26 protein-coding genes and 1 riboswitch are annotated in these 25,949 nt (G+C 66.5%); of the genes, 13 read left to right on the forward strand and 13 right to left on the reverse strand.

Going from position 1 to position 25,949, the window contains the following annotated elements:
• Positions 1-122: 122 nt before the first annotated feature.
• Positions 123-1,232 carry an endolytic transglycosylase MltG gene (gene mltG, locus BT183_RS00905; protein ID WP_072338542.1) on the forward strand — a complete coding sequence of 370 codons (1,110 nt, stop codon included), beginning with the start codon at positions 123-125 and terminating at the stop codon, positions 1,230-1,232.
• 105 nt (positions 1,233-1,337) lie between these two features.
• Positions 1,338-1,976, forward strand: coding sequence for a guanylate kinase (gmk, locus tag BT183_RS00910; protein WP_072338543.1), 639 nt, complete (start codon positions 1,338-1,340; stop codon positions 1,974-1,976).
• Positions 1,977-2,003: 27 nt separating this feature from the next.
• Here the strand turns inward: gmk and BT183_RS00915 are convergent, their stop codons facing one another.
• The 4 genes from BT183_RS00915 to thiB form a co-directional block, all read right to left on the reverse strand.
• Positions 2,004-2,636, reverse strand: a complete 633-nt coding sequence (locus BT183_RS00915; protein WP_084603160.1) for an ATP-binding cassette domain-containing protein — start codon at positions 2,634-2,636, stop codon at positions 2,004-2,006.
• Positions 2,623-4,197 (reverse strand): ABC transporter permease family protein, encoded by a 1,575-nt coding sequence (locus BT183_RS00920; RefSeq protein WP_084603161.1) that lies wholly within the window; start codon positions 4,195-4,197, stop codon positions 2,623-2,625. The genes BT183_RS00915 and BT183_RS00920 overlap by 14 nt, the downstream gene beginning before the upstream one ends.
• A 44-nt stretch (positions 4,198-4,241) precedes the next feature.
• Entirely contained in the window at positions 4,242-4,964 is a 723-nt protein-coding gene (locus BT183_RS00925) for a tetratricopeptide repeat protein (RefSeq protein ID WP_072338544.1), read from the reverse strand.
• 85 nt (positions 4,965-5,049) lie between these two features.
• Entirely contained in the window at positions 5,050-6,048 is a 999-nt protein-coding gene (gene thiB, locus BT183_RS00930; RefSeq protein WP_210185431.1) for a thiamine ABC transporter substrate binding subunit, read from the reverse strand.
• A 68-nt stretch (positions 6,049-6,116) separates the two neighbouring features.
• Positions 6,117-6,214: riboswitch (TPP riboswitch) on the reverse strand.
• A 207-nt stretch (positions 6,215-6,421) separates the two neighbouring features.
• Here thiB and BT183_RS00935 point away from each other — a divergent pair.
• The gene (locus BT183_RS00935; protein WP_072338545.1) at positions 6,422-7,111 is read left to right on the forward strand and encodes a thiamine diphosphokinase; all 690 of its coding nucleotides are present in this window, start codon (positions 6,422-6,424) and stop codon (positions 7,109-7,111) included.
• Here the strand turns inward: BT183_RS00935 and rsmA are convergent.
• From rsmA to BT183_RS00965, 6 genes are all read right to left on the reverse strand, one after another.
• Positions 7,094-7,954: a 16S rRNA (adenine(1518)-N(6)/adenine(1519)-N(6))-dimethyltransferase RsmA gene (gene rsmA, locus BT183_RS00940; RefSeq protein ID WP_072338546.1), complete on the reverse strand. Its 861-nt coding sequence runs from the start codon at positions 7,952-7,954 to the stop codon at positions 7,094-7,096. The two genes, BT183_RS00935 and rsmA, sit on opposite strands and share 18 nt — an antisense overlap.
• Positions 7,954-8,958 carry a 4-hydroxythreonine-4-phosphate dehydrogenase PdxA gene (pdxA, locus tag BT183_RS00945; protein WP_072338547.1) on the reverse strand — a complete coding sequence of 335 codons (1,005 nt, stop codon included), beginning with the start codon at positions 8,956-8,958 and terminating at the stop codon, positions 7,954-7,956. The genes rsmA and pdxA overlap by 1 nt, the downstream gene beginning before the upstream one ends.
• Positions 8,959-9,044: 86 nt before the next feature.
• Positions 9,045-9,932 carry a peptidylprolyl isomerase gene (locus tag BT183_RS00950; protein WP_072338548.1) on the reverse strand — a complete coding sequence of 296 codons (888 nt, stop codon included), beginning with the start codon at positions 9,930-9,932 and terminating at the stop codon, positions 9,045-9,047.
• Between the two features lie 135 nt (positions 9,933-10,067).
• Entirely contained in the window at positions 10,068-12,317 is a 2,250-nt protein-coding gene (locus BT183_RS00955) for an LPS-assembly protein LptD (protein WP_177282340.1), read from the reverse strand.
• 26 nt (positions 12,318-12,343) lie between these two features.
• Entirely contained in the window at positions 12,344-13,417 is a 1,074-nt protein-coding gene (locus BT183_RS00960) for an LptF/LptG family permease (RefSeq protein WP_072338550.1), read from the reverse strand.
• Positions 13,414-14,502, reverse strand: coding sequence for an LptF/LptG family permease (locus BT183_RS00965; protein ID WP_072338551.1), 1,089 nt, complete (start codon positions 14,500-14,502; stop codon positions 13,414-13,416). Before BT183_RS00965 ends, BT183_RS00960 begins: the two co-directional genes overlap by 4 nt.
• A gap of 239 nt (positions 14,503-14,741) precedes the next feature.
• On the opposite strand from BT183_RS00965, the gene BT183_RS00970 reads away from it, so the two are divergent.
• From BT183_RS00970 to BT183_RS00980, 3 genes are read left to right on the forward strand one after another with little or no spacing between them, the layout of a single operon-like run.
• Positions 14,742-16,244: a leucyl aminopeptidase gene (locus BT183_RS00970; RefSeq protein ID WP_072338552.1), complete on the forward strand. Its 1,503-nt coding sequence runs from the start codon at positions 14,742-14,744 to the stop codon at positions 16,242-16,244.
• A gap of 46 nt (positions 16,245-16,290) precedes the next feature.
• Positions 16,291-16,584, forward strand: coding sequence for a hypothetical protein (locus BT183_RS00975; protein WP_072338553.1), 294 nt, complete (start codon positions 16,291-16,293; stop codon positions 16,582-16,584).
• A complete protein-coding gene (locus tag BT183_RS00980; RefSeq protein ID WP_072338554.1) occupies positions 16,581-17,027 on the forward strand; it encodes a DNA polymerase III subunit chi in 447 nt (148 codons plus the stop codon). Before BT183_RS00975 ends, BT183_RS00980 begins: the two co-directional genes overlap by 4 nt.
• Positions 17,028-17,227: 200 nt before the next feature.
• Here the strand turns inward: BT183_RS00980 and ndk are convergent, their stop codons facing one another.
• Complete coding sequence (gene ndk / locus BT183_RS00985) at positions 17,228-17,650, reverse strand: nucleoside-diphosphate kinase (RefSeq protein WP_072338555.1); 423 nt, start codon at positions 17,648-17,650, stop codon at positions 17,228-17,230.
• A gap of 182 nt (positions 17,651-17,832) precedes the next feature.
• On the opposite strand from ndk, the gene BT183_RS00990 reads away from it, so the two are divergent.
• From BT183_RS00990 to BT183_RS01000, 3 genes are read left to right on the forward strand one after another with little or no spacing between them, the layout of a single operon-like run.
• On the forward strand, positions 17,833-18,309 hold the full coding sequence (locus BT183_RS00990) for a hypothetical protein (RefSeq protein ID WP_072338556.1): 477 nt from the start codon (positions 17,833-17,835) through the stop codon (positions 18,307-18,309).
• A complete protein-coding gene (locus BT183_RS00995) occupies positions 18,309-18,779 on the forward strand; it encodes a hypothetical protein (protein WP_143145605.1) in 471 nt (156 codons plus the stop codon). Before BT183_RS00990 ends, BT183_RS00995 begins: the two co-directional genes overlap by 1 nt.
• A gap of 3 nt (positions 18,780-18,782) precedes the next feature.
• Entirely contained in the window at positions 18,783-19,262 is a 480-nt protein-coding gene (locus BT183_RS01000) for a hypothetical protein (RefSeq protein ID WP_143145606.1), read from the forward strand.
• Positions 19,263-19,287: 25 nt separating this feature from the next.
• On the opposite strand, the gene BT183_RS01005 is transcribed toward BT183_RS01000, so the two are convergent.
• On the reverse strand, positions 19,288-19,695 hold the full coding sequence (locus tag BT183_RS01005) for a hypothetical protein (protein WP_072338559.1): 408 nt from the start codon (positions 19,693-19,695) through the stop codon (positions 19,288-19,290).
• Positions 19,696-19,789: 94 nt separating this feature from the next.
• Here BT183_RS01005 and BT183_RS01010 point away from each other — a divergent pair, with 94 nt between their 5' ends.
• Positions 19,790-21,679, forward strand: coding sequence for an ABC-F family ATP-binding cassette domain-containing protein (locus BT183_RS01010; protein ID WP_072338560.1), 1,890 nt, complete (start codon positions 19,790-19,792; stop codon positions 21,677-21,679).
• 162 nt (positions 21,680-21,841) lie between these two features.
• The gene (locus BT183_RS01015; RefSeq protein WP_072338561.1) at positions 21,842-22,201 is read left to right on the forward strand and encodes a hypothetical protein; all 360 of its coding nucleotides are present in this window, start codon (positions 21,842-21,844) and stop codon (positions 22,199-22,201) included.
• 272 nt (positions 22,202-22,473) lie between these two features.
• Here BT183_RS01015 and BT183_RS01020 read toward each other — a convergent pair whose 3' ends face one another.
• Positions 22,474-23,271: a potassium channel family protein gene (locus BT183_RS01020; RefSeq protein WP_072341315.1), complete on the reverse strand. Its 798-nt coding sequence runs from the start codon at positions 23,269-23,271 to the stop codon at positions 22,474-22,476.
• Between the two features lie 204 nt (positions 23,272-23,475).
• On the opposite strand from BT183_RS01020, the gene BT183_RS20365 reads away from it, so the two are divergent.
• Both BT183_RS20365 and BT183_RS01025 read left to right on the forward strand, forming a co-directional pair.
• A complete protein-coding gene (locus BT183_RS20365) occupies positions 23,476-23,670 on the forward strand; it encodes a hypothetical protein (protein ID WP_143145607.1) in 195 nt (64 codons plus the stop codon).
• Positions 23,671-23,737: 67 nt separating this feature from the next.
• The gene (locus BT183_RS01025; RefSeq protein WP_072338562.1) at positions 23,738-25,828 is read left to right on the forward strand and encodes a molybdopterin-containing oxidoreductase family protein; all 2,091 of its coding nucleotides are present in this window, start codon (positions 23,738-23,740) and stop codon (positions 25,826-25,828) included.
• Positions 25,829-25,949: the final 121 nt, after the last annotated feature.

Genomic DNA, 25,949 nt, shown 5'->3' on the forward strand with positions numbered 1-25,949 from the left:
GCCGGCCCGACCGGCGTCCTGGTCTTTTCAACCGGCACAAGTGCCCTGCCGGCCTTGCTTTTGCCGATTTGCCTGAAAGAATGCCGCCGCTTCCACGGGAGCGCGGTTCGGGAGGATTTGGTATGAGCGACAGCGAAGGCCGCAAGACACGCAGGCGCCGGTCGGGCTTTCTCGATCTGGTCAACGCGGTTCTGACCCTCGTCGTCATCGGCATCATCGCCGCGGTTGGCCTGATGCTGTTCTTTGCTCAGCAATTCTATGCCCCCGGGCCCGAACGCGAGGAAACCGCCTTCACCGTCGAGCGCGGCAATGGCCTCCAGGTGGTGGCGGCGCGGCTCGAGAGCGAAGGGCTGATTTCCAACCGCTTCATCTTCCAGTTCGGCGCCATGGCGCTGAAAAAGCAGGGCGAGCTCAAGGCGGGCGAATTTCGCATCGCCGCCGGCGCCCCGATGGCCGATATCCTGCGCGAGCTGACCGAAGGCCGCCCGATCTTTTACGGCGTCACCGTGCCCGAGGGCTTCACTGCCTGGCAGGTGATGGAACGCATCAATTCCAACGAGACGCTGGTGGGCGAGCCGGTGGCCCGGCCGGCCGAAGGCAGCATCCTGCCCCAGACCTATACTTTCGATCGCGGCACCGAGCGCAGCGCCGTCCTGACCCAGATGCAGGAGGCCATGGCCGCCGAGGTGGCCCGCATCTGGGCCAATCGCGCCCCCGACCTGCCGATCTCGAGCCCCGAGGAAATGGTGGTTCTCGCCTCGATCGTGGAAAAGGAAACCGGCCTTGCCACCGAGCGCGCCCAGGTTGCCTCGGTGTTCGTAAACCGGCTGCGGCGCGGCATGCGGCTCCAGTCCGACCCCACCATCATCTATGGCATCACCAATGGCGAGGGTGTGCTGGGCCGCGGGCTGCGGCGCTCCGAGATCGAGCAGCGCACGGATTACAACACCTACCAGATCGACAGGCTGCCCCCGACCCCCATCGCCAATCCCGGTCGGGAATCGCTCGAGGCGGTCGCCAACCCCGCCGATACCGACTACCTCTATTTCGTCGCGGCCGGAGCGGTGCCGTCCGACGGGCACATCTTCGCCGAGACCTATGCCGAGCATCGCCGCAACGTGGCGCGCTACCGGCAGATCGTGCAGGAGGCTGCCGAGGCCGCCGAAGCGGCTGCGGCGCGCGATGCCGTCGAGGCCGAGGAAGCTGGCCAGCCGGCGCCGCAGGGCCAGTAGCGCGGGGCGGGGAAAGCCGTCTCTGGCGGCTTGACCGCGCCGCCCGGTTGGCGCAATGAGCCGGTGCCGCCGGGTCGGGCGGCATCAGCTTGGGTGAAGTGAGCCATGGAATTTCCGCGTCGCGGCGTCATGCTTGTGCTGGCCTCGCCATCGGGGGCGGGCAAATCCTCGATTTCGCGGTCGCTGTTCGGGCAGGACCCCAACATCAAGCTGTCGGTGTCAATCACCACGCGGCCGCGCCGCACTGACGAGATCGAGGGCAAGCATTATTACTTCGTCGACGTGCCGACCTTCGAGCGCATGCGCGAGGATGGCGAACTGCTCGAATGGGCCCGCGTCCACGACAATTACTACGCCACCCCGCGCGCCAAGGTGGAAGAGGAACTGGCCTCGGGCAACGACATCCTGTTCGACATCGACTACCAGGGCACGCTGCAGCTTTACGAGAAATGCCGCGACGACATGGTCACGGTGTTCATCCTGCCGCCATCGATCAAGGAGTTGCGGGCGAGGCTCGAGCGGCGCGCGCAGGACAGTCGCGGCACCATCGAGCGGCGGCTCAAGAACGCGCGCATCGAGATGGACCATTATGACGAGTACGACTATGTCATCGTCAACGAGGACCTCGAGAACTCCGTGCAGCGGGTCCGCTCCATCCTCGCGGCGGCCCGCCTCCAGCGCCGGCGCCTCAGCCATTTGGACAGGTTCGTCAAGGGCTTGCAGGATCAGATCGATTCAATCTGAGAAGTGCCGGCTGAGACGCTTAGCCGCTTAATCCTCTGCGAGAACTCTCTCGCTTAGCCGGTAGCGGCGTTTGGCGATGGCCTCGACGTCGTCGCGATTGTGCGAGACGAGCAGCGTCGCCCAGTTCCGTTCGATGGTGAGCCTTTGGACGAGCGCACGGACGCTTCCCCGCGTCTCATCGTCGAGCGCAGAGAAGGGTTCATCGAGCAGCAGCAGCGGGCGGTCGCGCAAGAGCGTGCGGGCCAGCGCCACGCGCTGCCTTTCCCCGCCCGAGAGTGCCGCCGCCTTGCGGGCATCGAGATGCCCGAGCCCGACTTCGCCGAGGGCGGCGCGGATGGTTTCCCGCTCGCCCTGTCGCGCCCGCGGCAGGCCCAGTGCCACGTTCTGCTCGGCAGAAAGATGATCGAACAGCGCGTCTGACTGGAAGAGGATCGAGAGCGGCCGCGCCTCGGGCGGCAGTGGCACGAGGTCGACGCCGTCCATGGTGAGCCTGCCAGCCTCTGGTGTGAGAAAGCCGGCGATGAGGTCGAGCAGTGTCGACTTGCCCGAGCCCGAGGCTCCGCTGATGGCGGTGACGGCGCCGCGCGGAGCCGTCATCGAAAAGCGATAGGGCAGGGCATCACGGCCATAGCCAAAGCGCAGATCCTCAAGCACGAGCATGGACGAGCCTTTCTGCCAAACGGGGCAGTACCACGAAGGCGATGATGGTGCCCATGAGCATCACCGCCGCGATGGCCGCCGCATCATTGGTGCGATAGGCGCCGAGCGCGCGCAGCATCAGCAGCGGCAGGGTCTGGAAATCCTGCGTGCCGAACAGCGCCACCACCCCGAGATCGCCCAGCGAAAAGCAGAAGGCGAGCGCAAAGACGAGACCTGTGTCGCGCCCCAGAAGTGGCCATTCCACCCTCAGCCATTGCAGCGTGCCCGAAAGCCCGAGCGACCGGATGAGCCGGCCCTGGCGCTCGGCAATGGCGGTCAGCGGCGGCCCGAGCGTCGCGATGGCGAATGGCAAAGCGAGGAGCGCGTTGGCGATGACGACGACGACCGGCGCCGCCAGGCCCGGCGCGATGCCGGCCTGCCGGACGAGGAGGAAAAAGCCCAGCGACAGGACCACGGCGGGCACGGCCAGATAGGCATAGGCCGGGGCGGTGACGGCGAGCCGCCCGATCCGCGATCCCATCGCCGCCCGCCCCATGCCGAGCCCCAGCGCCAAGGCGAGGGTGAGGGCTGCCGAGACCAGCCCGATCGCCATGCTGGTGAGCATCGCCTGCCAGAACTGCGGGCGGGCGAGCAGCGCCGGAAGGCCTTGCGTCAACCCATCGACCAGCACCGAGAGCAGCGGCAGGCCGAAGCCCAGCGCGCCCAGCGCCAGCACGAGCCATTGCAGCAGCCGCGCCATGCCGGCCTCGGGCCAAAGCTGCGCGTCGCGCCCCCCGCTGATCGCGGCCGGGATCGGCGCGAGCGCCGAGGCGCCGATGATGATCGTGCCACAAAGCGCGATCTGGATGAGCGCGAGGATGACGGCGCCGCGCAGGTCGAAATCGAGCCGCACCGCCGAATAGATCGCGACCTCGAAGGTCTGGTTGGCCGGGCCGCCGCCCAGCATCAGCACGATGGGAAAGCTGGTGAAGGCGAGGAGGAAGACGATGGCGCCCAACCCCGGCAGGGTGCCGCGGATCGCCGGCCAGTCGATGAGACGGAAGCGCTGAAGGGGCGAGAGGCCAAGGCTGCGGCCGGTCTTGAGCCGGCCTTCGGGTATCGCTTCGAGCCGCCCGAGCAGGATGCGGGCGCAAAAGGCCGCATCGAGGATGACATGGGCGAAGACGATGCCCGCGAGCCCGAAGACGGGGAACTCAATGCGCGGCAGCCCGAGCGCCATCAGCCCGCCATTGATCCAGCCCGCCCGGCCCCATACGGCGAGCACGCCGAAGGCCACGACCATGCCGGGCGTCACGATGGCGGATGCGAAAAGCCCCACCAGCAGCGAGCGGCCGGGGAAGCGCAGCCGGTCGAGCGCCCAGGCCAGCGCGATGCCGATGATCAGCGACAAAATCGTGGTGAGGCTCGCCTGCACCAGCGTCATGCGCAGGAGGCTGAGGATGGTGCCCGGAGAGATGCGCGTCGGGGTGCCATCGCGGGCTGCCATCAGGATGGCCACGAGCAGCAACGCAACGAGGAGCGCAATGGCGATGCCGATGCCGGCACCTGTGGCGCGTCGCAACGGGCGATGCGGCAGGTGCCGGGGGCTAATGGGCGATGCCGGGATCACGAGGCGTCCGGCGCATCCAGCGCGTCGAGCGCATGGCGCGCCGTGCCATGGCCCTGCGCCGCCGCGAGCCCAAGAAGGCGGCGCGCTTCATCCCTGTCCGAGGCAACCCCGGCGCCGTCGCGATAGAGCATGCCGAGCCGGAACTGCGCTTCGGCATGGCCCTGCGCCGCAGATAGCCCAAAGAGCCGCGCCGCCTCGGCGAAATCGCGCGGAACGCCATCGCCCCATTCATAAAGGAAGCCGAGCGCCGCCTGAGCCTCGGCATCGCCCTTGGCTGCGGCGAGGCCGAACCAGCGGCCGGCCTCGGCGATGTCCTTGTCCACCCCCAGCCCTTCGCGATAGGCGACGCCCAGCGAATAAAGGCAGGCTGCGTGGCCGAGATCGGCGCCCTTGCGGAACCAGCTCAGGGCTTCGGCGTGGTCGCGCGGCACAGCCTTGCCGACGGTATGGAACACGCCCACCACGTAATGGGCCGCTGCAAAGCCCTGCTCGGCCGACTTCATATACCAGCCGAGCGATGCCTTGAGGTCGCGGGGAATGCCCTCGCCATACTGGAGCAGCGCGCCACAATAATATTGCGCCCGCGCGTCCCCGGCTTTGGCGTGCGGCTCGAGAATGCGCATCGCCCGGTCATGGTCCTTGGACTTGTAAGCGGCGACGCCGGCCTCGACGTCAGGCCGCGCGCCGGTCAGCCGGCCAAAAATATCCCTGATGCCCATCCGTCCTGCGCTCCAATCCGTCACCGATCCATAGCAGAACGCCGGCGCCGGCCCATCCCTTTGGTGGAGGGGCCGGCGCACCGTCTCAGCGCAGGGCCTCGAGCGCGGTGTCGATCCAGGCGCGGCTGTTGGCCGCGATTTCGGCTTCTTCGACCGACAAGACCTTGGCAGGCTGGGGCTGGGCGGTGAAGGCGGGGTCGAGCGCCGCGAGCGGCACCACAGGATACATCCAGTTGGTCTCCGGGATCACCGCCTGCCCTTCGGTGGAAACGAGATAGGCGAGGAACTGGCGCGCCAGATCCTGCTGGTCGGAGCTTGCCAGAGTTCCGGCCAGTTCGATCTGCGGCAGGTGACCTTCGGCAAACTCGGCATAGGCATAGCTGTCATCGCCCTCGGAGACGGCGTGATACGCCGGCGAGGTGGTGTAGGAGAGCACCATGTCGGCCTCGCCATCGAGGAAGAGCCCATAGGCCTCGGACCAGCCACGCGTCATGGTGAGGATATGGGGGGCGAGCCCGGCCCAGATCTCGGGGGCGCGTTCGCCATAGGCCGTTGCGATCCAGATGACGTGGCCAAGCCCGGGCGTCGAGGCGCGTGGGTCCTGGATCACCACCTTGAAGTCGTCCGGCAGCGCGATCAGCTCCTCGAACGATTTCGGCGGGTTGGGCGTGCGCGTCGTATTGTAGACATAGGCGAAATAGCCATAGTCGAACGGCAGGAACAGCGGGTCGGTCCACGGCTCGGGCAGCACCAGCGCCTCGGCCGGAACGCCATGGTCGACGAAGAGCCCGCTTTCGCGCGCCTCATGGGCGACGGCGGTATCGAGCCCGACAATGACATCGGCTGTCGTTGTTGTGCCCTCGAGCTGCACGCGGCGCAGGGTGGAGATGGCGTCGTCGGCGGTAACGAAGCTGAGCGTGCAGCCGCATTGCGCCTCGAAGCCGGTCCTGAGCGCGGGGCCGGGGCCCCATTCGGCCGCGAAGCTGTCATAGGTGTAGACGGTGAGTTCGGGCTTCTCCTGCGCCAGGCCCGGCAGGGCGAGGGCAGGGAGCACCGCAAGCGCAAATAGCATCGGCTTGACCATCGGGGTCATCCTCGGCGTTGCGGTCATCTTACGGAAAGGGCGTGCCAATGGTTGGGAGCCCGCGCCGGGCTCCGCCATCTCGAACTTCCTCCGCCAGCATGACCTGGTTCAGGTTCCATGGGTTTTTCTCAGCGCCGCAACCTGCGGCGCACCCCAGCGAGACGCAAAAGAAGTGGCGCCCATGGGCCGCAAAGTCAAGCCGAGGTCACCGTCTCGCCCGATCAACCTCGCATTAGCCTTGTGCGCCCCAAGCGCTGGGGAGAAGGCCGTCATCGGTGGCGAAGCGGGTTTCGCGGCGTGGGCGGGCGGTGTATCGGTCGAGCCACGCAGACGTCCGGCTGAGCGGGCGGGTATCGGGACAACGGGCAGGGTCGTGACTGAGGCACGCCAGATCGAGCTGGAATACAGCGGACTGCTCGTGGTGGTGGGGGCCGGCGATGTCGACCTCGCCCTGCTTGACGAGCTCCGCGCGGCCGGCGGCAAGATCGTCGCCGCCGATGGCGGGGCCGATATTCTCGAAGGCGCCGGTATCGCGCCCGAAGCCATCATCGGCGATTTCGATTCGGTGGCCGATCCCTTCGGCTGGCTCGGGCGCTCGCGGCTGATCAAGATCGCCGAGCAGGACACGACCGATTTCGAGAAGGTGCTTTATTCCACCCGCGCCCCGGTTACGGTGGCGCTGGGGATGACGGGCGGGCGGCTCGACCATACGCTCGCCGCGCTCGATGTGGCGGGGCGCTATGCCGCCGAGCGCTTCATCATCATCGTCGATGCCGAGGATCTGGCGCTGGCGCTGAGCGGTCCCTTCGGCCACGAGGTGGCGCCGGGCGAGCGCGTCTCGGTGCATCCGCTGGGCCCCATCCGCTTTCGCCGCTCGACGGGCCTCAAATACGCGCTCAACGGCCTGCAGCTGGCGCCCGTCGGTCGCGGCGGCACCTCCAACAGCGCCACCAAGGGCGCCTTCACTGTGGTGCCGGAGGAAGACGAGACGGCGCCCTGGCTGCTGATCCTGCCGCGCCGCTACCTGATGGGGCTGATCGAGCGGCTACTGGTTCTGGCCTGAGCCCACGAGCCCATCGAGCGCCTTGGCAAGGGCAAGGAAGGTCGCTACCGGCAGGTCCTCGGGGCGCTCGTCGCCCTTGAGCCCCGCCGCATCGAGCAGGGCCGGCACCGGCGCCCCGGTGCTCTTGAGGCTCTGGCGGACCATCTTGCGGCGTTGTCCGAACGCGGCGCGCGTGACCGCCTCGAGCCGCTTGACCGGCACGTCCCGCGCCTCGGGGCGGGGAACGAGATGCACGACCGCCGAGGTCACCTTGGGCGCTGGCGTAAAGGCGCTGGGAGGCACGGAAAAGGCGATGCGCGCTTCGGTACGCCAGCCGCAAAGCACGCCCAGCCGGCCATAGGCGTCATCGCTGGGGGTGGCCACGATGCGCTCGGCCACCTCGCGCTGGAACATGAGCGTCAGGCTCTCCCAGAAGGGCGGCCAGGCCTCGGTGGCGAGCCAGCCGGTGAGGAGTTCGGTGCCGATATTGTAGGGCAGATTGGCGACGATGCGCGTCGGGCCATCGGCAAGCGCGGCCATGTCGGTTTCCATCGCATCGCCCGAGATCACCTCGAGCCGGCCGGGATAGGCTGCAGCGATTTCGGCGAGCGCCGGCAGCGCCCGCTCGTCGCGCTCGATGGCGATGACCTTGCGGGCCCCTTCGGCCAGCAGTGCGCGGGTCAGGCCGCCGGGGCCGGGCCCGACCTCGATCACCGTCTTGCCATCGAGCGGTCCGCCGACCCGCGCGATGCGGGCGGTGAGGTTGAGATCGAAGAGGAAATTCTGGCCCAGCGACTTCTTGGCCGAAAGGCCATGGGCCGCGATCACTTCGCGCAAGGGCGGCAGGTCGTCGATCCGGGCCATCAGGCGGTCAGCCTGTGGGCCATGCGGATGGCGGCCAGCATCGAGGCGCTCGACGCCTTGCCGGTGCCAGCGAGATCGAAGGCCGTGCCATGATCGGGCGAGGTGCGCACGATGGGCAGGCCCAGCGTGATGTTGACGGCCGCATCGAAGGCGACGGTCTTGATCGGGATCAGCGCCTGATCGTGATACATCGCGATCACCGCATCGAACTGCCGCCAGCGCGGCAGGTGAAAGAGCGTGTCGGCGGGCAGGGGGCCGGTGACGTCGAGCCCCTCGCGCTGCAGATTGACGATCGCCGGCCCGATGATGCGCTGCTCCTCGGTGCCCATGGAGCCGTCCTCCCCGGCATGCGGGTTGAGCCCGCTGAGCGCGAGGCGCGGCGTCTCGATGCCGAAGCGGGTGCGCAGATCATGGGCGACGGTGCGGCAGGTGGCCCCGATGAGCTCGGCGGTGACGAGGCCCGGCACGCTCGAGAGCGGCACGTGCACGGTCAGCGGCACGACGCGCAATTCGTCATGGGCCAGCATCATCACGCTCTGGCGCTGCGGCTGGTCGGGCCAGCAGAGGGCGGCGAGGAATTCGGTGTGTCCGGGATGGCGGAACCCGGCGGTATAGAGCACGGACTTCTGGATCGGCGCGGTGACGACGCCGCGACAGGTGCCGCGCAGCGTCGCGAAGGTCGCCTGGCTGATCGCCTCGACCACTACATTGGCCGAGAGCGGGGTCGAATCACCGGGCTTGTCGGGCACAAGCCCTGCGATATCGGCGACGGGCAGGGCGTTCGGAAATGTCTCTGCGGCGGCGTCCGGCGCGGCGGCGACGAGCGCGATGTCGAGACCCAGTCGCTGCGCCCTTGCCCTCAGAAAATCGAGATGGCCATAAACGATGAAGGCCGGCAGGCCGTGTTGCTGGCGCTCGGCGTAAAGCCTGAGGATCAGGTCCGGCCCGATGCCGGCCGGCTCGCCCATGCTGACCGCGAGGGGCTTTGCACCGGTTGGGTTCATCGTCGCTTGGTCCCCTTGCTCATGCTCGAAAAGCAATTGCCCCGGAAGCGATGTCCGGGGCAATCGAAAAGCGTCGGCGCGACGGCTCAGTGGTAGACGATGCGGGCCTGCTTCTTGAGGTCGGCCATGTATTTTTCGGCCTCGCCCTTGAGCTGCTCGCTGCCCACTTCCTGGCGCAGATTGTTCTTGATGAAGGTGGTGTCCTCGGCGACCGTCTTGGCGCAGACGGCCAGCATCGAAACGCCGCTCTCGGTGGTGCGCGGCTTGGTGATGCCGCCGACATTGAGGCCCGCCAGTTCCTTGGCGAGCGCCTCGGGCAGCTGCGTGGCGTGGCGGCGGCCCATGTCGAGCACGGCGGCATCGCGGAAGTTCAGCGAGGTCTGCACCGCCGTATCGCAACCCTTGTAGGCCGAGCGATAGCGGTTGGCCTCCGAGGTGCGGCCCGAGGCCTGGCCCGGCGTGCCCACGAAGATCACTTCCTTGAGGATATAGTCGAAGCTGTTGGCGGCGTTGACGCGCTGCTCGGCCCGCTTGTCGAGCTCGAGATCGGAGATTTGCACGCGCGGGATGATGGCGGCCTGCGTCACCTGTCCCCAGGCGATATTGGCGCGCAGCCGGTCTTCCAGCGTCGATTTCGGCACGCCGCGGCTGGAGAGGATCTTGAGCAGATTGTCGTAGCTCTGGCGAATGTTGCGCGCCACGTTGACCATGGCGTCATTGACCTGCTTGTCGGTCACCTCGATGCCCAGCCGCTTGGCTTCCTGCAGCATGATGGCTTCGTTCACCAGCTCGTCGCGCGCCGCGGTCTGCCCGCTCTTGCCCTCGAGCTCGAACAGCTTGAGACGCTGCGATATCTGCACATCGGTGATGGCGCTGCCATTGACCGATACCTTGACGGTTGCGGCAAGGGCGGCCGTAACCGGAGCGGCCGCCAAGGCCACGGCGATGAACAGTCCCAGTGCCAGGCGTTTCATGTCAGTCATCCGTTTCTAGTGCCCCGATGCGGGGCCATGTTGGCAACAAATGCGGCCAAATTCGGTGTCGATGCACCGCAGGCCGCCTTCGTGGTCGATCACAGTGCTTATCACCCCGGCCTCGCGCCGCAAGGCTCAGAAGGCGAATTCGCCCGCCGGACCCTTCAACTTGAAGACAACGCCCGCCTCGAAGGCGGTGGGGGTGGCCTTGGTGTTGAGCCCGTAGACGAGGAAGCCATCGTCATAGACCGCCCCGGCGCGGGCTTCGAGCCATGTGCTGTTGGCGATATCCCAGCCGACCGAACCGGTGAGGCGCCAGTAATCGTCGAGCGGAATGCCGAGCCGGCCGATGACCTCGTGCTTGTCGGTGAGCACGCCCAGCGCGGCCTCGGCGGGGAGGTAGACATAGTCCGCCCCGAGGGTCCAGCCATCCTGGGCGAAAGCGACAGCAAGCGCGGCGCGCGCCACCGAGAGATCGCTTGTATCCACCTGCAGCTTGGCGCCGCCCGAGATCGGACCCAGCGCACCCTTGGCGCCCAGCACGGCATAGGAGGCCGCGTCCCCGAGGCCCGTCGCCGCGCCGGTCTGGGCATGATCGGCGATGCCGAGCCCGTTGACCCCGGCGAGATGGAAGCTCTGCCCGGCCATGAGCTCGATCCAGCCGCCATTGGCAAAGCTCGCTTGGTAGCGGCCGCCGATATTGGCGCGCAGCCCGGTCTCCTGCCGGTCGCTTCCCGAAAAGCGATTGTAGGAGAAGAGGTTGGTGTCATCGAGCACGAAGCTCTGGGCATTGTCATTGGTGATGCCCACCGCCGTCTCGTCGCTGCCGCGATAGACCAGCTGCGCGATGGGTTCGAGAAGGTGCGAATCAAGCCCGGCATGGGCAATCAGCGGCCAGCGCACATCGATCGCCGCGATCGGGGTTGCGCTCAGCAGCGACCCGTCGGCGGGTGCGGAGGCTTCGCTGCTGTCGCCCTGATACATCGCGGCATCGGCGCGCAGGCCCAGATAGGGCGTGACCAGAACGCCGGCGGGCGCGATGAACTGCTTCTGCCAGGCCGCTTCGACGCTCAGATGGGTCTTTTCGCCCTCGAGCCCGAAGACGTAGTCGACCGCGCCACGGCTGGTGGCCTGGTCGGCCTCACGCCGGACATTGATGAGGCTCGAGCGCACTTCGAGCCGGCCCATGTCGTTGCCGAGCTCGGTGATGGTCTCGTAGCGCGCATTGGGCAGGGTGGTCGCCTGCTGGTTCTGGGCGGATTCGCTGACATTGCCCAGTTGCAGGAAGTCCTGCACCCGCACATCGGCGAAATGGTCGGCGCTCACATGGGTGGCGTAGACCTCGTTGACGATGCTCGAGGCGTCGGTGATGTCGTAGTCGCCGAGATAGGCAGCGTCGGTAAAGGCTGTGTACGACCAGCCGGCCGTCCAGGTCTTGACCGGCGTGAACTTGCCCGTGCTGCGGATCGCCCCGCGCCAGTCGGTATTGCCCACCCCGCTGAAGGCCGATGGATCGAGCTGGTAGATGCCCGAGCCCGACACCTCGAATTCGCCATAGCCGGGCACCCGCTGGGTCCATTCGGCACCCATCCAGAAGCCCTGCCGCGACATGAGGGTGGGCAGCAGCAGCACCTCGGCATTTTCATCGATGGCGAGGAAATAGGGCACGGTGAGCTCGACGCCGCGCGTGCCGGAATAGTCTAGGCCGGGCAGGCGGAAGCCGGTACGGCGTGGCTGGCTGGGATCGGGCAGCGACAGCCAGGGCAGCCAGGCGACCGGGATGCCGAGCAGTTCGAGCGAAGGCTGCTCCATCTCGACCACGCCGCGCTCCTTGAAGCGGGTCATCTCGGCGGCCTTGACCTGCCAGCCGATGCGGCGCCCCTTGGTATCGATGCAGAGCCCGCAGGGCGAATAGGTCGCCTCGGTCAGGATGGTCTCGAGCTCGCTCTGGTGGTCGGCATTGTCGGCGGTGATGATCGAGCCGTCTTCGTTGACCAGCGTCATCGCCCTGATGGTGGCGCGCTTCATCTCGCCTGCGACCACGATCTCGTCGCCGATATAGACGGTGCCCTGCGGGTCGCGCACCACGGCGCGCCCGGTGAGCCGCATCTCGCCGGTGCGCTGGTTGTAGACCAGCCGGTCGCCGGTCAGGTCATAGCCCGAATAGCGCATCGCCACATTGCCCGAGGCGGTGATGATGTCGGCCACCCCGTCATAGGAGAGCATGTCGGCTTCCACCGCCGCCTGCCCGCCCGGGGCGGGGGGCACGCGATCGAAGAAGCCCGGCGGCAGCAATTGCGCCAGGGCGGGGGATGCCGTCATCGTCGCGGCAGCCGCGACCGACAGCATCAGGGCCATGAGGCCCGTCAGCGAACGCTGTGACAACGCAGAACTCCTGTCACGCCGCCTGATCATCGTGCGCGCCCGTCTTCCTTGTGAAGCAGGATCGTCAACCCGATGACGATCGCAACCCCCGCCGGTCCAACCGCAGCCAGGAGAGGATCGAGCACACCTGCCGATCCCGCCCTGTCGGCCATCTCGGTGATCACGAAAACCACAAAGCCGAGCACGACGCCATACAATACGGCTGCGCCATATTTATTGGTCCTTCGATAACCGGCGGTAAATGCGAAGGCAATGAGCAGTGATCCGGCAAGCAGAACCGGCAAGGATAAAAGTCGCATCAGCCGCGTGGCCATGGCGCTGCGCAGTTGCGGATCGGTGATCTGGGTCGAGAGCATGCCCGAAAGCTCGAAGATCGTCAGATCCTGGGTCGAGGCGAACTTGGCCAGCATGTCGGCCGGCGTGGTCGTGGTGGGCACGGCCAGATCGCTGACGGTCTGGGGCTGGCTGCCGGCGCGGTGAAGGGTGGCTGTTTTAAAGAGCCATGCCCCATCGACGAGCCGCGCATGCGGCGCTGTGATGCGATCGGCCAGGTTTCCCGAGCGGGTAAAGACGCTCACCTCTTCGACCTCGAGCCCCGAACGATGCGGCCGCGCGGCCGAAAGCACATAGCTCAGCCCCTCGGCCCGCTGCTCGAGCCACAAGGTGCCATTGGCGCTGATGGCGCCGGTATCCTGCGGCAGGCTGAGGGAGAGGGCGCGATTGACCTGCACGGTCACGACATCGACATAGACCGCGATGGCGATGCCGAAGATCGCCGTGGCCAGAAGCGGCCAGCGCAGCACCGTCCAGATCGAGATGCCGGTGGCGCGGATCACCGTCAGCTCGCGCCGCGCCTGCAGGTCGAGAAGCCCGATGATCGCCCCGATCAGCACCGTCACCGAGAGCGTGCGGATCGACCAGCGCGCCGCCGAGGTCGCGATGGCAAGAATCGCCATCGGCGCCCCGCCGATGCGGCTCAACTGCTCGAAGCGCCAAGTGTCGAGCGATTCGGCGAGCGCCACGAGCCCGTAGATCACCGCGATGGTAACCCCGATGCGGCTTGCGAGGCGCTTGAGCACCAGCCAGTCGATGCGGCTCATGGGGCGCTCCGCTTCAAGCGCATCGGGCGCAGCAGCTGGAGCTTCCACACCCACATGCAGATGGCGACGAGCAGCAGCACGAGGCTGCCCGAAAACGCATCCCACGGGCGGGGCACGGGCAAAACCATGTTGAGCCCGCGCTCGAAAAAGGCGAGCAGCAGGATGCCGATTTCGAGCGGCAGCTGTCGCCGTGTCCGCCGTCCATGCGGAAAGGCGGCGATCGCCCCGGCCAGTAGCCCGAGCCCGATGACCCGCAGCGCCTCGGCCGAGCGCCGAAAGATTGCTTCGACCGCCGCCGGGCTCAGCCCGCCGTTGGCGGATGCGGCGGCCAGAAGGGCAGGGGTTGCGGTTTCGGCCACAAGGTCGCGGTCTTCTACCGCGCCGGTCAGCCGGTCCACCGCCATATCGTAGCGATCGAAGGCGACCTCGGAATATTGCCCGGTCGCCGTCATGTATTGCAGCTTGCCCTCGCGCAATTGCAGCACGTAGCCGTCCTCGTCCATGCCCACGGTCGCCTGCGCGGCCACATAGGTGCGCCGCTGCTCGGGCGAGCGCGCATCGTCGGCAAAGAAATCGGTGATCTCGCCATTTCCGGCCCGCCCGCCGATCACGACGGTGACCCCCGGCGCCACTTCGACGAATCGGTTGGGCAGCAAGGTCCGCCCCACGAGATCGGCCGCGATGGCCGCCGACCATTCGTTGATGTTGCGATTGGCGACGGGCTCGAAGATGTGGGTGAGCACGAGGACCCCCAGCGCCCCGCCGCCTATGGTCATCAGCAGCGCCTGGAGCAGCGCCGGCACCCGGGCGCTGGCGTGGATGATGTGCAGCTCGTGGCTCGCCTGGAGGCCGCGCAGCGCCCGCCCGATGCCGATGCCGAGACAGACATAGAAGAAGACGATCATCAACGGCGGCAGGGCCAGCGTCGCCTGTCCCAGGAGCGTCAGGATGTTCTGTCCGCGCACCGCCACGAGATCGAAGATGCGCAGGCACTGGATGAGGTACAAAAGGAAGATCGCCACGGCGAAAAGCTGCGCCGTGTCGCTGGCAAAGAGCCGGGCGAGATAGAGCGGCAGGCGCTTCACGCACCGGCTCCGGGCGCGCCGCGCCGAATTGCCCTCTGACTGAACCCCGCCATCGCCCGCCTGCTGCCCGTTGGAGCGGCAGCATCGGCATCTGCGGATGGGAATTCAACCCATGCCGACGCCCCGTCCACGCATCGCTTGAAACTGTTGCGGGATTGACGCGGCCAATATTTGCACCAAGTGTTGCAGGGCGCCGCCCGTCTCCCTCCGCGGCATCCCCAGCAAGGCAAAATCCGAAGATGGCCCAGACACTTTCACTCGCCCTCGCTCCTGTCGCAATTCCGGCCGAGGGCGCGCTGGTGCTTTACGTCGGCGAGGAGCGCGCGCCCGAGGGCCGGGCCGCAGCGATCTGGGCCGAGACCGGGCTCGACTGGGCGAAGGTCGTCGCCGCCTCAGGCTTCAAGGGCCGCCAGGGCCAGGTGATCGACATCGTCGCCCCGCATGGCCTTGCGGCGGACCGGCTCCTGATCCTGGGCAGCGGCAAGCCGGTTCAGGGCCAGCCCGACCCGACCGCGTGGAGCGATCGCGGTGGCTCGCTGATGGGCAAGCTGATGGCGGCGCGCATCGCCCGAGCCGCCGTGCTGCTCGAGGGGCCGGAAGCCGGCGCCCCGGCCATCGGCGAGATCGCCGCCGGCCTCAGGCTGCGGCATTATCGCTTCGACCGCTACCGCGCCGCCAAGCCCGATGCCGGCCCCGACGCCATGACGGTGACCCTGATGGTGCCCGAGGGCGCCGATCTTGCCGCGCTTCAGGCCGCGATCGATGATCGCATGGCGGTGGCCGAGGGCACGATCCTCGCGCGCGATCTCGTCAACGAGCCGGCCAATGTGCTGGGCCCGGTGGAATTTGCCGAAAAGGCCGCCGCGCTCGGCGACCTCGGTCTTCAGATCGAAGTGCTCGACGATGCCAGAATGCAGGCGCTGGGCATGAACGCGCTGCTCGCGGTGGCTCAGGGCTCGCGCCGGCCGGCCCGCATGGTGATCATGCAGTGGAAGGGTGGCGACCCCGGCGATGCGCCGCTGGCCTTTGTGGGCAAGGGCGTAACCTTCGACAGTGGCGGGCTCTCGATCAAGCCGGCCGCCAACATGGAGAACATGAAGGGCGACATGGGCGGGGCCGCCGCCGTCACCGGGCTCATGCAGGCGCTCGCGACGCGCAAGGCGAGGGTCAATGCCGTTGGCGTCATCGGGCTCGTCGAGAACATGGCCGACGGCAATGCCTTCCGCCCCGGCGACATCATCCGCGCCATGTCGGGCACCACCATCGAGGTGATTTCCACCGATGCCGAAGGCCGCATGGTGCTGGCCGACGCGCTCTGGCACACGCAGCAGGCGTTCAGGCCGCGCCTCGTCATCGATCTGGCGACGCTCACCGGCGCGGTCCTCGTTGCGCTAGGGCAGGAATATGCCGGGCTCTTTTCCAACGACAACACGTTGTCGGCCCAATTGGCGGCTGCCGGTCTTGCGTCGGGCGAGAAGGTCTGGCGCCTGCCGATGGGTGCAAGCTACGACAAGATGATCGAAAGCCGCTTCGCCGATATCAAGAACACCGGCGGCCGCAATGCCGCCTCGATCACGGCGGCACAATTCCTTGCCCGTTTCGTCAAGGATGTGCCCTGGGCCCATCTCGATATTGCCGGCATGGCCTTTGCCGGCAGCAACAGCGAGACCAATACCAGCTGGGGTCCCGGTTTCGGCGTCGCGTTGCTGGACCGTTTCATCCGCGACAATTATGAAGGCTGACCGGGGCAGCCTGCTTGGCTGCCGCAACCACAGGGGGTGAGGCCGGATGGCGATGCTGTTCTACGTTCTGGGCTGGATCGGCACCGGCCTCGGCGTGCTGATGACCGGCATCTCGATGGTCTCGACCATCATGGCCATCCGCTGGAGCGAGAGCAATCTGGGCTACGGGTTCGCGGAGCTGCTCATTCGCGCCGCTCCCGCGCTCTGGCTGATCCTGGGCGGCCTCTTTGTGCTCGCCATCGGCCGCATCCTCGCACGGCTCGACGAGATCGCCCTCAACACCGCTGTTCGGACGCTTGATGACGATCCCGGCTTCCCCGAGCGGGAGCCGGACTATTGACCGAAATCCTGTTTTACCATCTCGAGACGCGCCCGCTCGAAAAGGTGCTGCCCGTGCTGCTCGAAAAGACGCTCGAGCGCGGCTGGCGCGCGGTCGTCGAAACCGGCAGCCCGGACCGGGCGCGGCTGCTCGACGACCTGCTGTGGACCTGGCGCGACGAGAGTTTTCTGCCTCACGGGCTGGCGGGTGAGCCCAATGAAGCCCATCAACCGGTGCTGATCGCCACCGGGCCGGACAATGCCAATGGCGCCAATGTCAGGTTTTATGTCGACCGCGCCGTGCCGCGCGAGGGCGGGGCCTACCAGCGCATCGTCTTCATGTTCTCGGGCCACGATCCCGACGCCCTCGCCGAAGCCCGCGCCGCCTGGAAGGCACTGCGCGATGGCCACGACCTCACCTATTGGCAGCAGGACGCCGAGGGACGCTGGGTCAAGAAGGCCTGAGGGGGAGGCTCGTGCGCGCGCGGCAATACGCCAGTCTATCATGTCGTCCCTGCAAAAGCAGTGACCTCTGTTTGCGAATGCGCGCCCGGTAAACGGAGATTCCTGCTTTGCGCAGGAATGACGCCGAGCGCGCGTCGCCTCCCGAGGCAAATCCACCCTCATCCTCGGCAAAGCCTAGCGGACGAGGGTGGGGCCGTGGCTTAGCCGACCAGTTCTTCGTCCTTGAAGAAATACTTGATTTCCTGGGCAGCGGTCTCGGGGGCATCCGAGCCGTGCACCGAGTTCTCGCCGACCGAGAGGGCGAAGAGCTTGCGGATGGTGCCTTCGGCGGCGTTGGCCGGGTTGGTGGCGCCCATGATCTCGCGGTTCTTGAGGATGGCGTTTTCGCCTTCCAGAACCTGCACGATCACCGGGGAGGCGATCATCTGCTCGACCAGCTCGCCAAAGAACGGGCGTTCCTTGTGGACGGCATAAAAGCCCTCGGCCTGGGCGCGGGTCATGTGGATCTTCTTGAGCGCGATCGGGCGAAGGCCGTTCTCTTCGAACTTGGCGATGATCTGGCCCACGAGGTTGCGGCGAACCGCGTCCGGCTTGATGATGGAGAAGGTGCGTTCGATGGCCATGCCGTGCGTCCTTTTCGAGCGATGATGCTTTGGGTTGAAGGGTGGCGCCTTGTATCGTCGGGGCGTGACGGAGGCAAGACGGCGGATTATCCTCGCATGGCGTTGTCTCGCCCCAAGGTATTTGCCACCCTGGGCGTCGAACCGCAGGCAAGCCCGAAGACAGGGCTCGATCGGGGAACTCCATGCGCCTTCCATCCAAGCGACATCTTGCGCCGGTTCTGGCTCTCCTGCTCTCGGCCAGTCCGGCCCTGGCCTGGACGCAGATAAAGACGGACGAATTCGTCGCCGCCACGCAGCTCGATGCCGACGAAACCTACATCCTGTCCTATTCCTGCGACATGGCGTTCGGCCTTTACGTTCTCGCGATAGAGACGGGCGAGCCGTGGGATGCCGAGGCCGAATACCAGGAGACGGTGGAGGTGGTGTTCACCGTCGATGGCACCGCGCTCGAACCGGTCGCCATCCCGGTTACCGAACTCGGCGGCAATATCGGCCTGATGCTGACCGAGATCGATGACGGCTTCGACATCGTCTATGACGGGCTCCTCGCAGCCACCGCCCGCATCGATGCCAGCCTTCTCGACACGACGCTGACCTTCGACGGTTCGGAAACGGCCCCTGCCTTCGACGATGTCGATCTGATCTGCTGGGACGAATGATGCGCACCCGCCAGCGGACCTGCCTTGCCCTCATCGCCCTGCTTGCGGGCTGCATGCCCGCCGCCGCCTGGACGGTCGAGGAGAGCGAGGGGTTCTTTTACACCTACCAGCCCGATGAAACGGGCGAGTATTATCTCACGCTCGATTGCGATATCGACTTCGGCTTCTATTCGATCTCGATCGAGGGCAGCGAGCCCTGGGAGCCGACCACCAGCTACGCCCCGCAGGTGCCGACGCGCTTCATCGTCGATGGCACCCCACTTCCTGAGACTGTGCTGCAATTTACCAACGTCGAGAACACCGTCGCCGTGATGATCTCCGAGGCACAGGATGGGTTTTCGGAGCTGCACGAGGCGCTTGCCGCTGCCACCGCGACGGTTGACGTGAGCTATTTCGACAAGGCGATGCGCTTCGATGTCACCGGCATCGCGGATGCCTTCGCTGCCATCGATACGCTCTGCTGGGGGTAAATGATGCGGTTTCATTCAGCAATGAGTGTCGTCGGGCTGCTGCTCGCCGCCTCGGCAAGCCCGGCTCTGGCGTGGACGCTCGAGAACAATGTCCTGGTCGAGATCGCCACCCAGCGCGATCGCGATGACCGGCTGCGGTTCGATGTCGCCTGCGACCAGTCGACCGGCGAGTTCTGGGCGCAGCTGACGCTCGACGAGAGCTGGGCGGAAACGACGCTCGATCCCGAGGAGAAGGTCGCGATCAGCTTTGCGGCCTCGGGCGAGAGTTTTACCACCGAGGCGTTCAGCCTTGTCGACGATGGCGGCATGGTCGCGCTCAGCCTCGGGGATTGGGACGATCCCCAAGCGCTGCAGTCCGTGCTCGTGATGCTGCAGACGGCAAACGATACGCTCGACGTCGGCCTGCTCGACATCGAGGCGCAGTTTCCGGCCGCCGGGTTCAGCGATGCGCTTGAGACCCTCGTGGCCACCTGCTGGGGATAAACCCGCCGGCCGGTTTCGCGGAGCTCTATTCCGTCTTGGGCTCGGCGCAGCCTTCGCTGCCGGCGATGGCGGTTTCGCCCATCGCCTGTACGCTCTCATCGGGGTTGAGCACGGCGACGGCGAGGCTCTCGGGTCCCTCGGGCACCGCGACGGCGCCTGACCATGTGATCGGCACGATCTGCATGGTGCACACCTCGGCGGTGGAAACGGTAGCGAGGCTGATGTCGTACGCGCCCATTTCATCCTGCCCGACCGTCATCTCGCCGGTTTCCTGGCACGCGCCGCCCTCGAAGGTCAGGCTCACTGCAACGCGTTCGGCATCGAGCCGGCAGGCTGAAAGATCTGAAAGCGCCGCTGCCTCCTGCGCCATGGCGGTGCCGCCGGCGAGCACGAGGGCGAAGGCTGCGGAGAGCAGGCGGGTGGGCAGGGGCATTGGACTTCTCCATTCCAAATCTATATTGGCTGGCGCCTGAACCAGACCGAGAATAACGGGAACGCGCGTCCGCACCGGCGGATGCATTGATGCCATGCTGACCATCACAAACCTCACCTACCGCATCCAGGGCCGCGAGCTGTTCGAGGGCGCGAGCGTCGTTTTGCCGACCGGCTCGAAGACCGGCTTCGTGGGCAAGAACGGCACCGGCAAGACCACGCTCTTCCACCTCATCCAGGGGCATATCGGGGCCGATTCCGGCTCCATCGAATTGCAGCGGCGGGCTCGCATCGGCGCGGTGGCGCAGGAAGCGCCCGCCGGCGACGAGACGGCGCTCGATGTGGTGATGGGCGCCGACACGGAGCGCACCGCGCTTCTGGCCGAGGCCGAGACGGCGACCGACCCGCACCGCATCGCCGAAATCCACACCCGCCTCGCCGATATCGATGCGCACACCGCCGAAGCGCGCGCCGCCACCATCCTCAAGGGCCTCGGCTTTTCCGAGGAGCGGCAACTGGGCCCCACCCGCAATCTATCGGGCGGCTGGCGCATGCGCGTGGCGCTGGCCGGCGTGCTGTTTTCCCAGCCCGACCTGCTGCTGCTCGACGAGCCGACCAACTATCTCGATCTCGAAGGCACGCTGTGGCTCGAGAAATATCTCGCCACCTATCCCTACACCGTGTTCATGATCAGCCATGATCGTGACCTGCTCAACAAGGCGGTGAGTTCGATCATCCATCTCGAGCACCGCAAGCTCACCTTCTACAAGGGCAATTACGACACGTTCGAAACCACGCGTCGCATGCAGATGGAGCTCAACAACAAGAGCCGCGAGAAGTCGCTCGACCAGATCGCGCATCTGCAGAAATTCGTCGATCGCTTCAAGGCCAAGGCGACCAAGGCCAAGCAGGCCCAGTCGCGCATGAAGATGATCGAAAAGCTCAAGCCACCGGCGGCGATGTTCGACGAGCATTCGGCCCCGTTCCGCTTCGAGCAGCCCAAGGTGGAACAGCCCACCCCGATGATCACGCTCGAAGGCGTCTCGGCCGGCTATGACGGCAAGCCGGTGCTGAGCCGGCTCAACATGCGCATCGATCCCGATGACCGGCTGGCGCTGGTGGGCGTCAACGGCAATGGCAAGTCGACTTTCGCCAAGCTCCTGGCCGGCGATATCGCGCCGCTCGGGGGCCAGCTGCGGCTGGGCCGCAAGCTCGAGATTGCCCATTTCGCCCAGCACCAGATGGACAAGCTCAAGCCCGAATGGACCCCCCTCGAGCACGTCGCCGAGCTGATGCCGCTCGACAACGAGGCGCGTCGCCGCTCGCGACTGGCGCAGATGGGCCTCACCACCTCGCGCATGGATACGCTCGCCAAGAACCTCTCGGGCGGCGAGCGCGCCCGGCTGCTGATGGGTCTCATCACCTTCGGTGGTCCGGGCATGCTCATCCTCGACGAGCCGACCAACCATCTCGATATCGACAGCCGCGACGCGCTGGTGCATGCGCTCAACGAGTTCGAGGGCGCCGTGCTGATCATCAGCCATGACCGCCACCTGATCGAGGCCACCTGCGACACGCTCTGGATCGCCGAGGGCGGCACCGTGCGCGAGCTCGATGAGGATCTCGACAGCTATCAGCGCTCCATCGTCGGCCAGTCGGGCAGGGCCTCGGGTTCAGCCAGCGGCCCGGTTCCGGCCCAGCCGGTCGACCGCAAGGCCCAGCGCCAGGATGCCGCCGCCCGCCGCGCCGAGACCGCGCCTTTGCGCAAGAAGATCAAGGACGCCGAGAGCAAGCTCGAGCGGCTGCGCCGCGAAGTGGAAAAGCTCGACGTGCTTCTCGGCGACCCCAAGATCTATGATGGCGCGCCCGAACGGCTCATCCACGTCACCAAGGAAAAGGCCCGCTTCACCGCCGAAGCCGCAGCGCTTGAGGAAAGCTGGCTCGAATGGAGTGCCGAACTCGAGGACGCCGAAAAGGCCGCGTGAGGGGGCCTCGCCCCCGTCCTTCGAGGCTCGGCTCCTGCCGCGCACCTCAGGATGAGGGCGAGGCCGAAGAGTGTTCAGCCCTCATCCTGAGGCGCCTTGCGCAGCAAGGCCTCGAAGGACGAGGGCCTGCCGCGGACGATAGGTATTGACCGGGAGCCACCCATGCCGCAGTTCAATCGCCTCTGGCGCTTCGTGTTCAAGGCCGCGTCGCGGGCTGAAAGCCAGGATGGCGCCGAGATGGTGGCCGAACGCCTCGGCATCACCCTGCCGCCCGTCAAGCCCTACGAAGTCGCCGACGAGTGGATGACGGACGAGGTGGAGATCGTCGAGGCGGCCGACGCCGCGACGCTTCTGGGCGCAACCCTCGCGCTCTCGGGCCGGCTCGGCAACAGCTGGATGGTCGAAAAACTGTCCGGCTTAGAGGATGACGGCAATGCCTTCGGCACCTTCAACCCGAAGGCCGGCAATGCCTCGAGTGTCCCCGAACTGATCTGGGGCCATTTCGAGATCTGGCCGGCGTGAGGCTTTTGTGGTCGGGACCTCATGGTGAGGTGCTTTTCCGGCCCTCCTTCGAGGCTCGCTGCGCTCGCACCTTAGGATGAGGCCGGAAAAGCCTCGAACCACGAGGCCCGCCGCGCCGGACTTGCCACCCAGCTTCATCGCCACTCGATCCCAACCGCATCGCCATCCCGTCGTCCCCGCGAAAGCGGGAATCTCTGTTTGGTTCAGCGGGGACGCAAGTGAAACAGGGATCCCTGCTTTCGCAGGACTGACCCTCTGCTAACGCGCCTCCCTCAATCCCCCTCATCGGGAATGTTGAGCAGGTGCCCGCAGGCCTTGCAGTGAACGGCGTCGGGCTCGTGGCGCTGCAGCCCGCATTGCGGACACGGGAAGAGCACCTTGTGCGGCCGGAAGATCGCCTGGGCCAGCCGCACGAAGAGCGAAATGCCCACGATCATCGCCACGATCGAGGTGAGCTTGCCCAGCGTGCCGGGCAGGGTGATGTCGCCAAAGCCGGTGGTCGTCACCGTCGCGACGGTGAAATAAAGCGCATCGACATAGCCTTCGATGCCCGATCCGGTGCGCGCGAACACCGTGTAGACGAAGCCCGTGACCACGAAGAGGAAGGTGAGGAGGTTGACCACCGCCTGCACCTGCTCCTGATAGTCGCCGAACCCGTATTTGCGCAGAGGCCGCCACAGGAACCCGCTCTTGGAGAGCGTCCAGAGCCGCAGGATTCTGAGGAAGCCGAAATTGGCCAGCCAGGCCGGCGCCAGCAGTGTCGCCAGAATCACGAGGTCGACGATCACCGTCGGCTGCCGCAGCCAGCGCAGCGGATCGGTGGCCGCCAGCCCGCGTGCCGCAAGGTCGGCGATCAGCAGCAGCGCCACGGCATAATCGATGAGAATGAAGCCCGGCGCGTCGCGCAGAAGCGGCGTTGCGATGAAGAAGGCGAGGATGGCGATGTCGACGAGCAGCACCGCCGTCTGGAAGCGCAGTGCGCCCGGCGAGTGCCCGTGATAGAGCAGGCGCAGCCTGTTCCGCAGCCTCTCGATGCCAGTGACTTCAGTCGGTTCGGCCGATTTGCTCATGCGGTCTTCATAACGCCTCAGGATGTGCTGCACCAGCATCGCGGAGGCTGTGGCGATTGTGCAACGCAAGCTTCACGAATGCCTGAAGCGGGCAAAAATGTGATGGAACCTTGCCGCGTTTGGCCTAACCTCATCTGCGTCGGCAGGGGGCCGGCATCCCAGATTTATGTCCGGTTGCGTCGCCGGTTCTCGATGGAAGGTCACGTGTCCGCCATGCCATTCCGCATGTCCGAAGTTTGCGCCGCACTCACGCTGATGATCGCGCTCATCGGCGCCAAATATTTGCCGATGCTGAGCTTTCTGCCGCTGTCGCAGATGGCCGGCATCACCGCTTTTTCCTTTGCCATCTTCCTCGCCCTGCGTCTTTACCAATACGAGCTCGCCCAGCTCGATAGCTGAGGCCATGCTGGCGAACCGGGCCCGGGCGCGCTAAGGTCGCGCCCGTTAAGTCCTCTTCCGGTCCGCCATGAACAAGCCCCTCCTCGCCCGCTCCGTCTGCCCGCATGACTGCCCGTCGGTCTGCGCCCTCGATGTCGAGATCATCGATAGCCGCACCATCGGGCGCGTGCGCGGCGCCAAGGACGATCCCTACACGGCCGGCGTGATCTGCGAGAAGGTGGCGCGCTATGCCGAGCGGATTCATCACCCCAACAGATTGACTCAACCCCTTCGCCGCATTGGCAAAAAGGGCGAAGGCCGGTTCGCGCCCATCAGCTGGGACGCGGCGATGGACGAGATCGTCGCCCGCTTCCGGCAGATCGAGGCCGAATGGGGCCCCGAGGCCATCTGGCCCTATCATTATGCCGGCACCATGGGCCATGTGCAGCGCGACGGGCTCGACCGGCTGCGCAATGCCATGGGCTATTCCCAGCAATACGACACCATCTGCACCGGCACCGCCTGGCCGGGCTATATCGCCGGCACCGGGCTTCTGGGCGGGGTCAATCCCGAGCAGATGGCCGAGAGCGACTGCGTCGTCATCTGGGGCACCAATCCGGTGCATACCCAGGTCAACGTCATGACCCACGCTATCCGCGCCCGCCGCGAGCGCGGGGCAAAGCTCGTGGTCATCGACATCTACCGCACCCCTACCATGGAGCAGGCCGACATGCCGCTCCTTCTGCGGCCGGGGTCCGATGGCGCGCTGGCCTGCGCGGTGATGCATGTGCTTCTGCGCGATGGTCTCGCCGACCGCGCCTATATGGCCACCCACACCGATTTCGACGCCGCGTTCGAGGCGCATCTTTCCACCCGCACGCCCGAATGGGCCGCCCCCATCACCGGGCTTTCAGTCGAGGAGATCGAGGCCTTCGCCCGGCTGGTCGGCACCACCCCGCGCAGCTTCTTCCGGCTGGGCTTCGGCTTCACCCGGCAGCGCAATGGCGCAATCAACATGCATGCGGCGCTGTCAATCCCCGCCATGACGGGCGCCTGGCAGCATCGCGGCGGCGGCGCCTTCCACTCCAATTCCGGCACCTGGAAGCTCGACAAGCGCCTGCTGACCGGCGCCGATCTCGCCCGCACCAGCGTGCGCGAACTCGACATGTCCGAGATCGGCCCGGTGCTGACGGGGGACGAGAAGGCGCTGTTCGGCGGCCCGCCGGTCAAGGCCATCTTCATCCAGAACACCAACCCCGCCAATGTCGCGCCCGATCAGACCTTGGTGCGGCAAGGCTTCGAGCGCGAGGACCTCTTCACCGTCGTGCATGAGCAGTTCATGACCGACACGGCCCGCTATGCCGATATCGTCCTGCCCGCCACCATGTTCCTCGAACACAATGACTATTACACCCGCGGTGGCCATACCCGGGTGCTGTTCGGGCCGGCGCTGGTCGAGGCGCCGGGCGAGGCGCGCTCCAACTTTGCCGTCATCAACGAGTTGCTGGAGCGTCTCGGCGTCTCGCACGAAACTCTCGGGCTCACCGATCGCGAGGTCGTGGCCGAAACCTTTCGCGCCTCGGGCTATGGCGATCTCGAACCCATCGCCGCCCAGGGCTTCATCGATCGTGAGCGCCCCGATGCCGAGGCGCGCTTTGCGCAGGGCTTCGCCTGGCCCGACCGCCGCTATCGCTTCCGCCCGGACTGGCCGGCGGTGGCTGCGCTCAAGGCCTATCGCTGGGCCGGCGAGCCCTCCCAGATGCCGGTCTTCCCCGATTACTGGGACGTCAACGAAAAGACGGACGCCGAGCACCCCTTTCGGCTCGCCACCAGCCCGGCGCGCGCCTATCTCAACTCCTCCTTCGCCGAGACCCCCGGCAGCAAAAAGCGCGAGGGCGATCCGAGCCTGCTCATGACCTCCGCGGACGCCGAGGCGCTCGGGCTGGCCGAAGGCGCGGCGGTGCTCGTCGGCAATCATCGCGGCGTGGTCGAGCTGACGCTGCGCCTCTTCGATGGCATGCGTCAGGGCGTAGTGATCGCGGAAGGCATCCAGCCCAATGGCGCCCATCGCGGGGGCAGGGGCATCAACACATTGATCGGGTCCGATCCGGTCAAGCCCTTCGGCGGCGTCGCCTTCCACGATGCGGCGGTGTGGATCAGGCCCTCGGCGGCACACTGATCGCCCTCGGCGGGACGCATGGCAGACCTGCGTCGCCGTCGCCGTTGACACGGAGGGCCTGCTGCCCCATCTTGGCGGCAGGTTGCTGACGCCTGCCGCTCGCCGGGTATGACCCGACGGT

It is taken from the genome of Devosia enhydra, assembly GCF_900119845.1.
In the GTDB taxonomy this organism is placed as follows: Bacteria; Pseudomonadota; Alphaproteobacteria; order Rhizobiales; family Devosiaceae; genus FPKU01.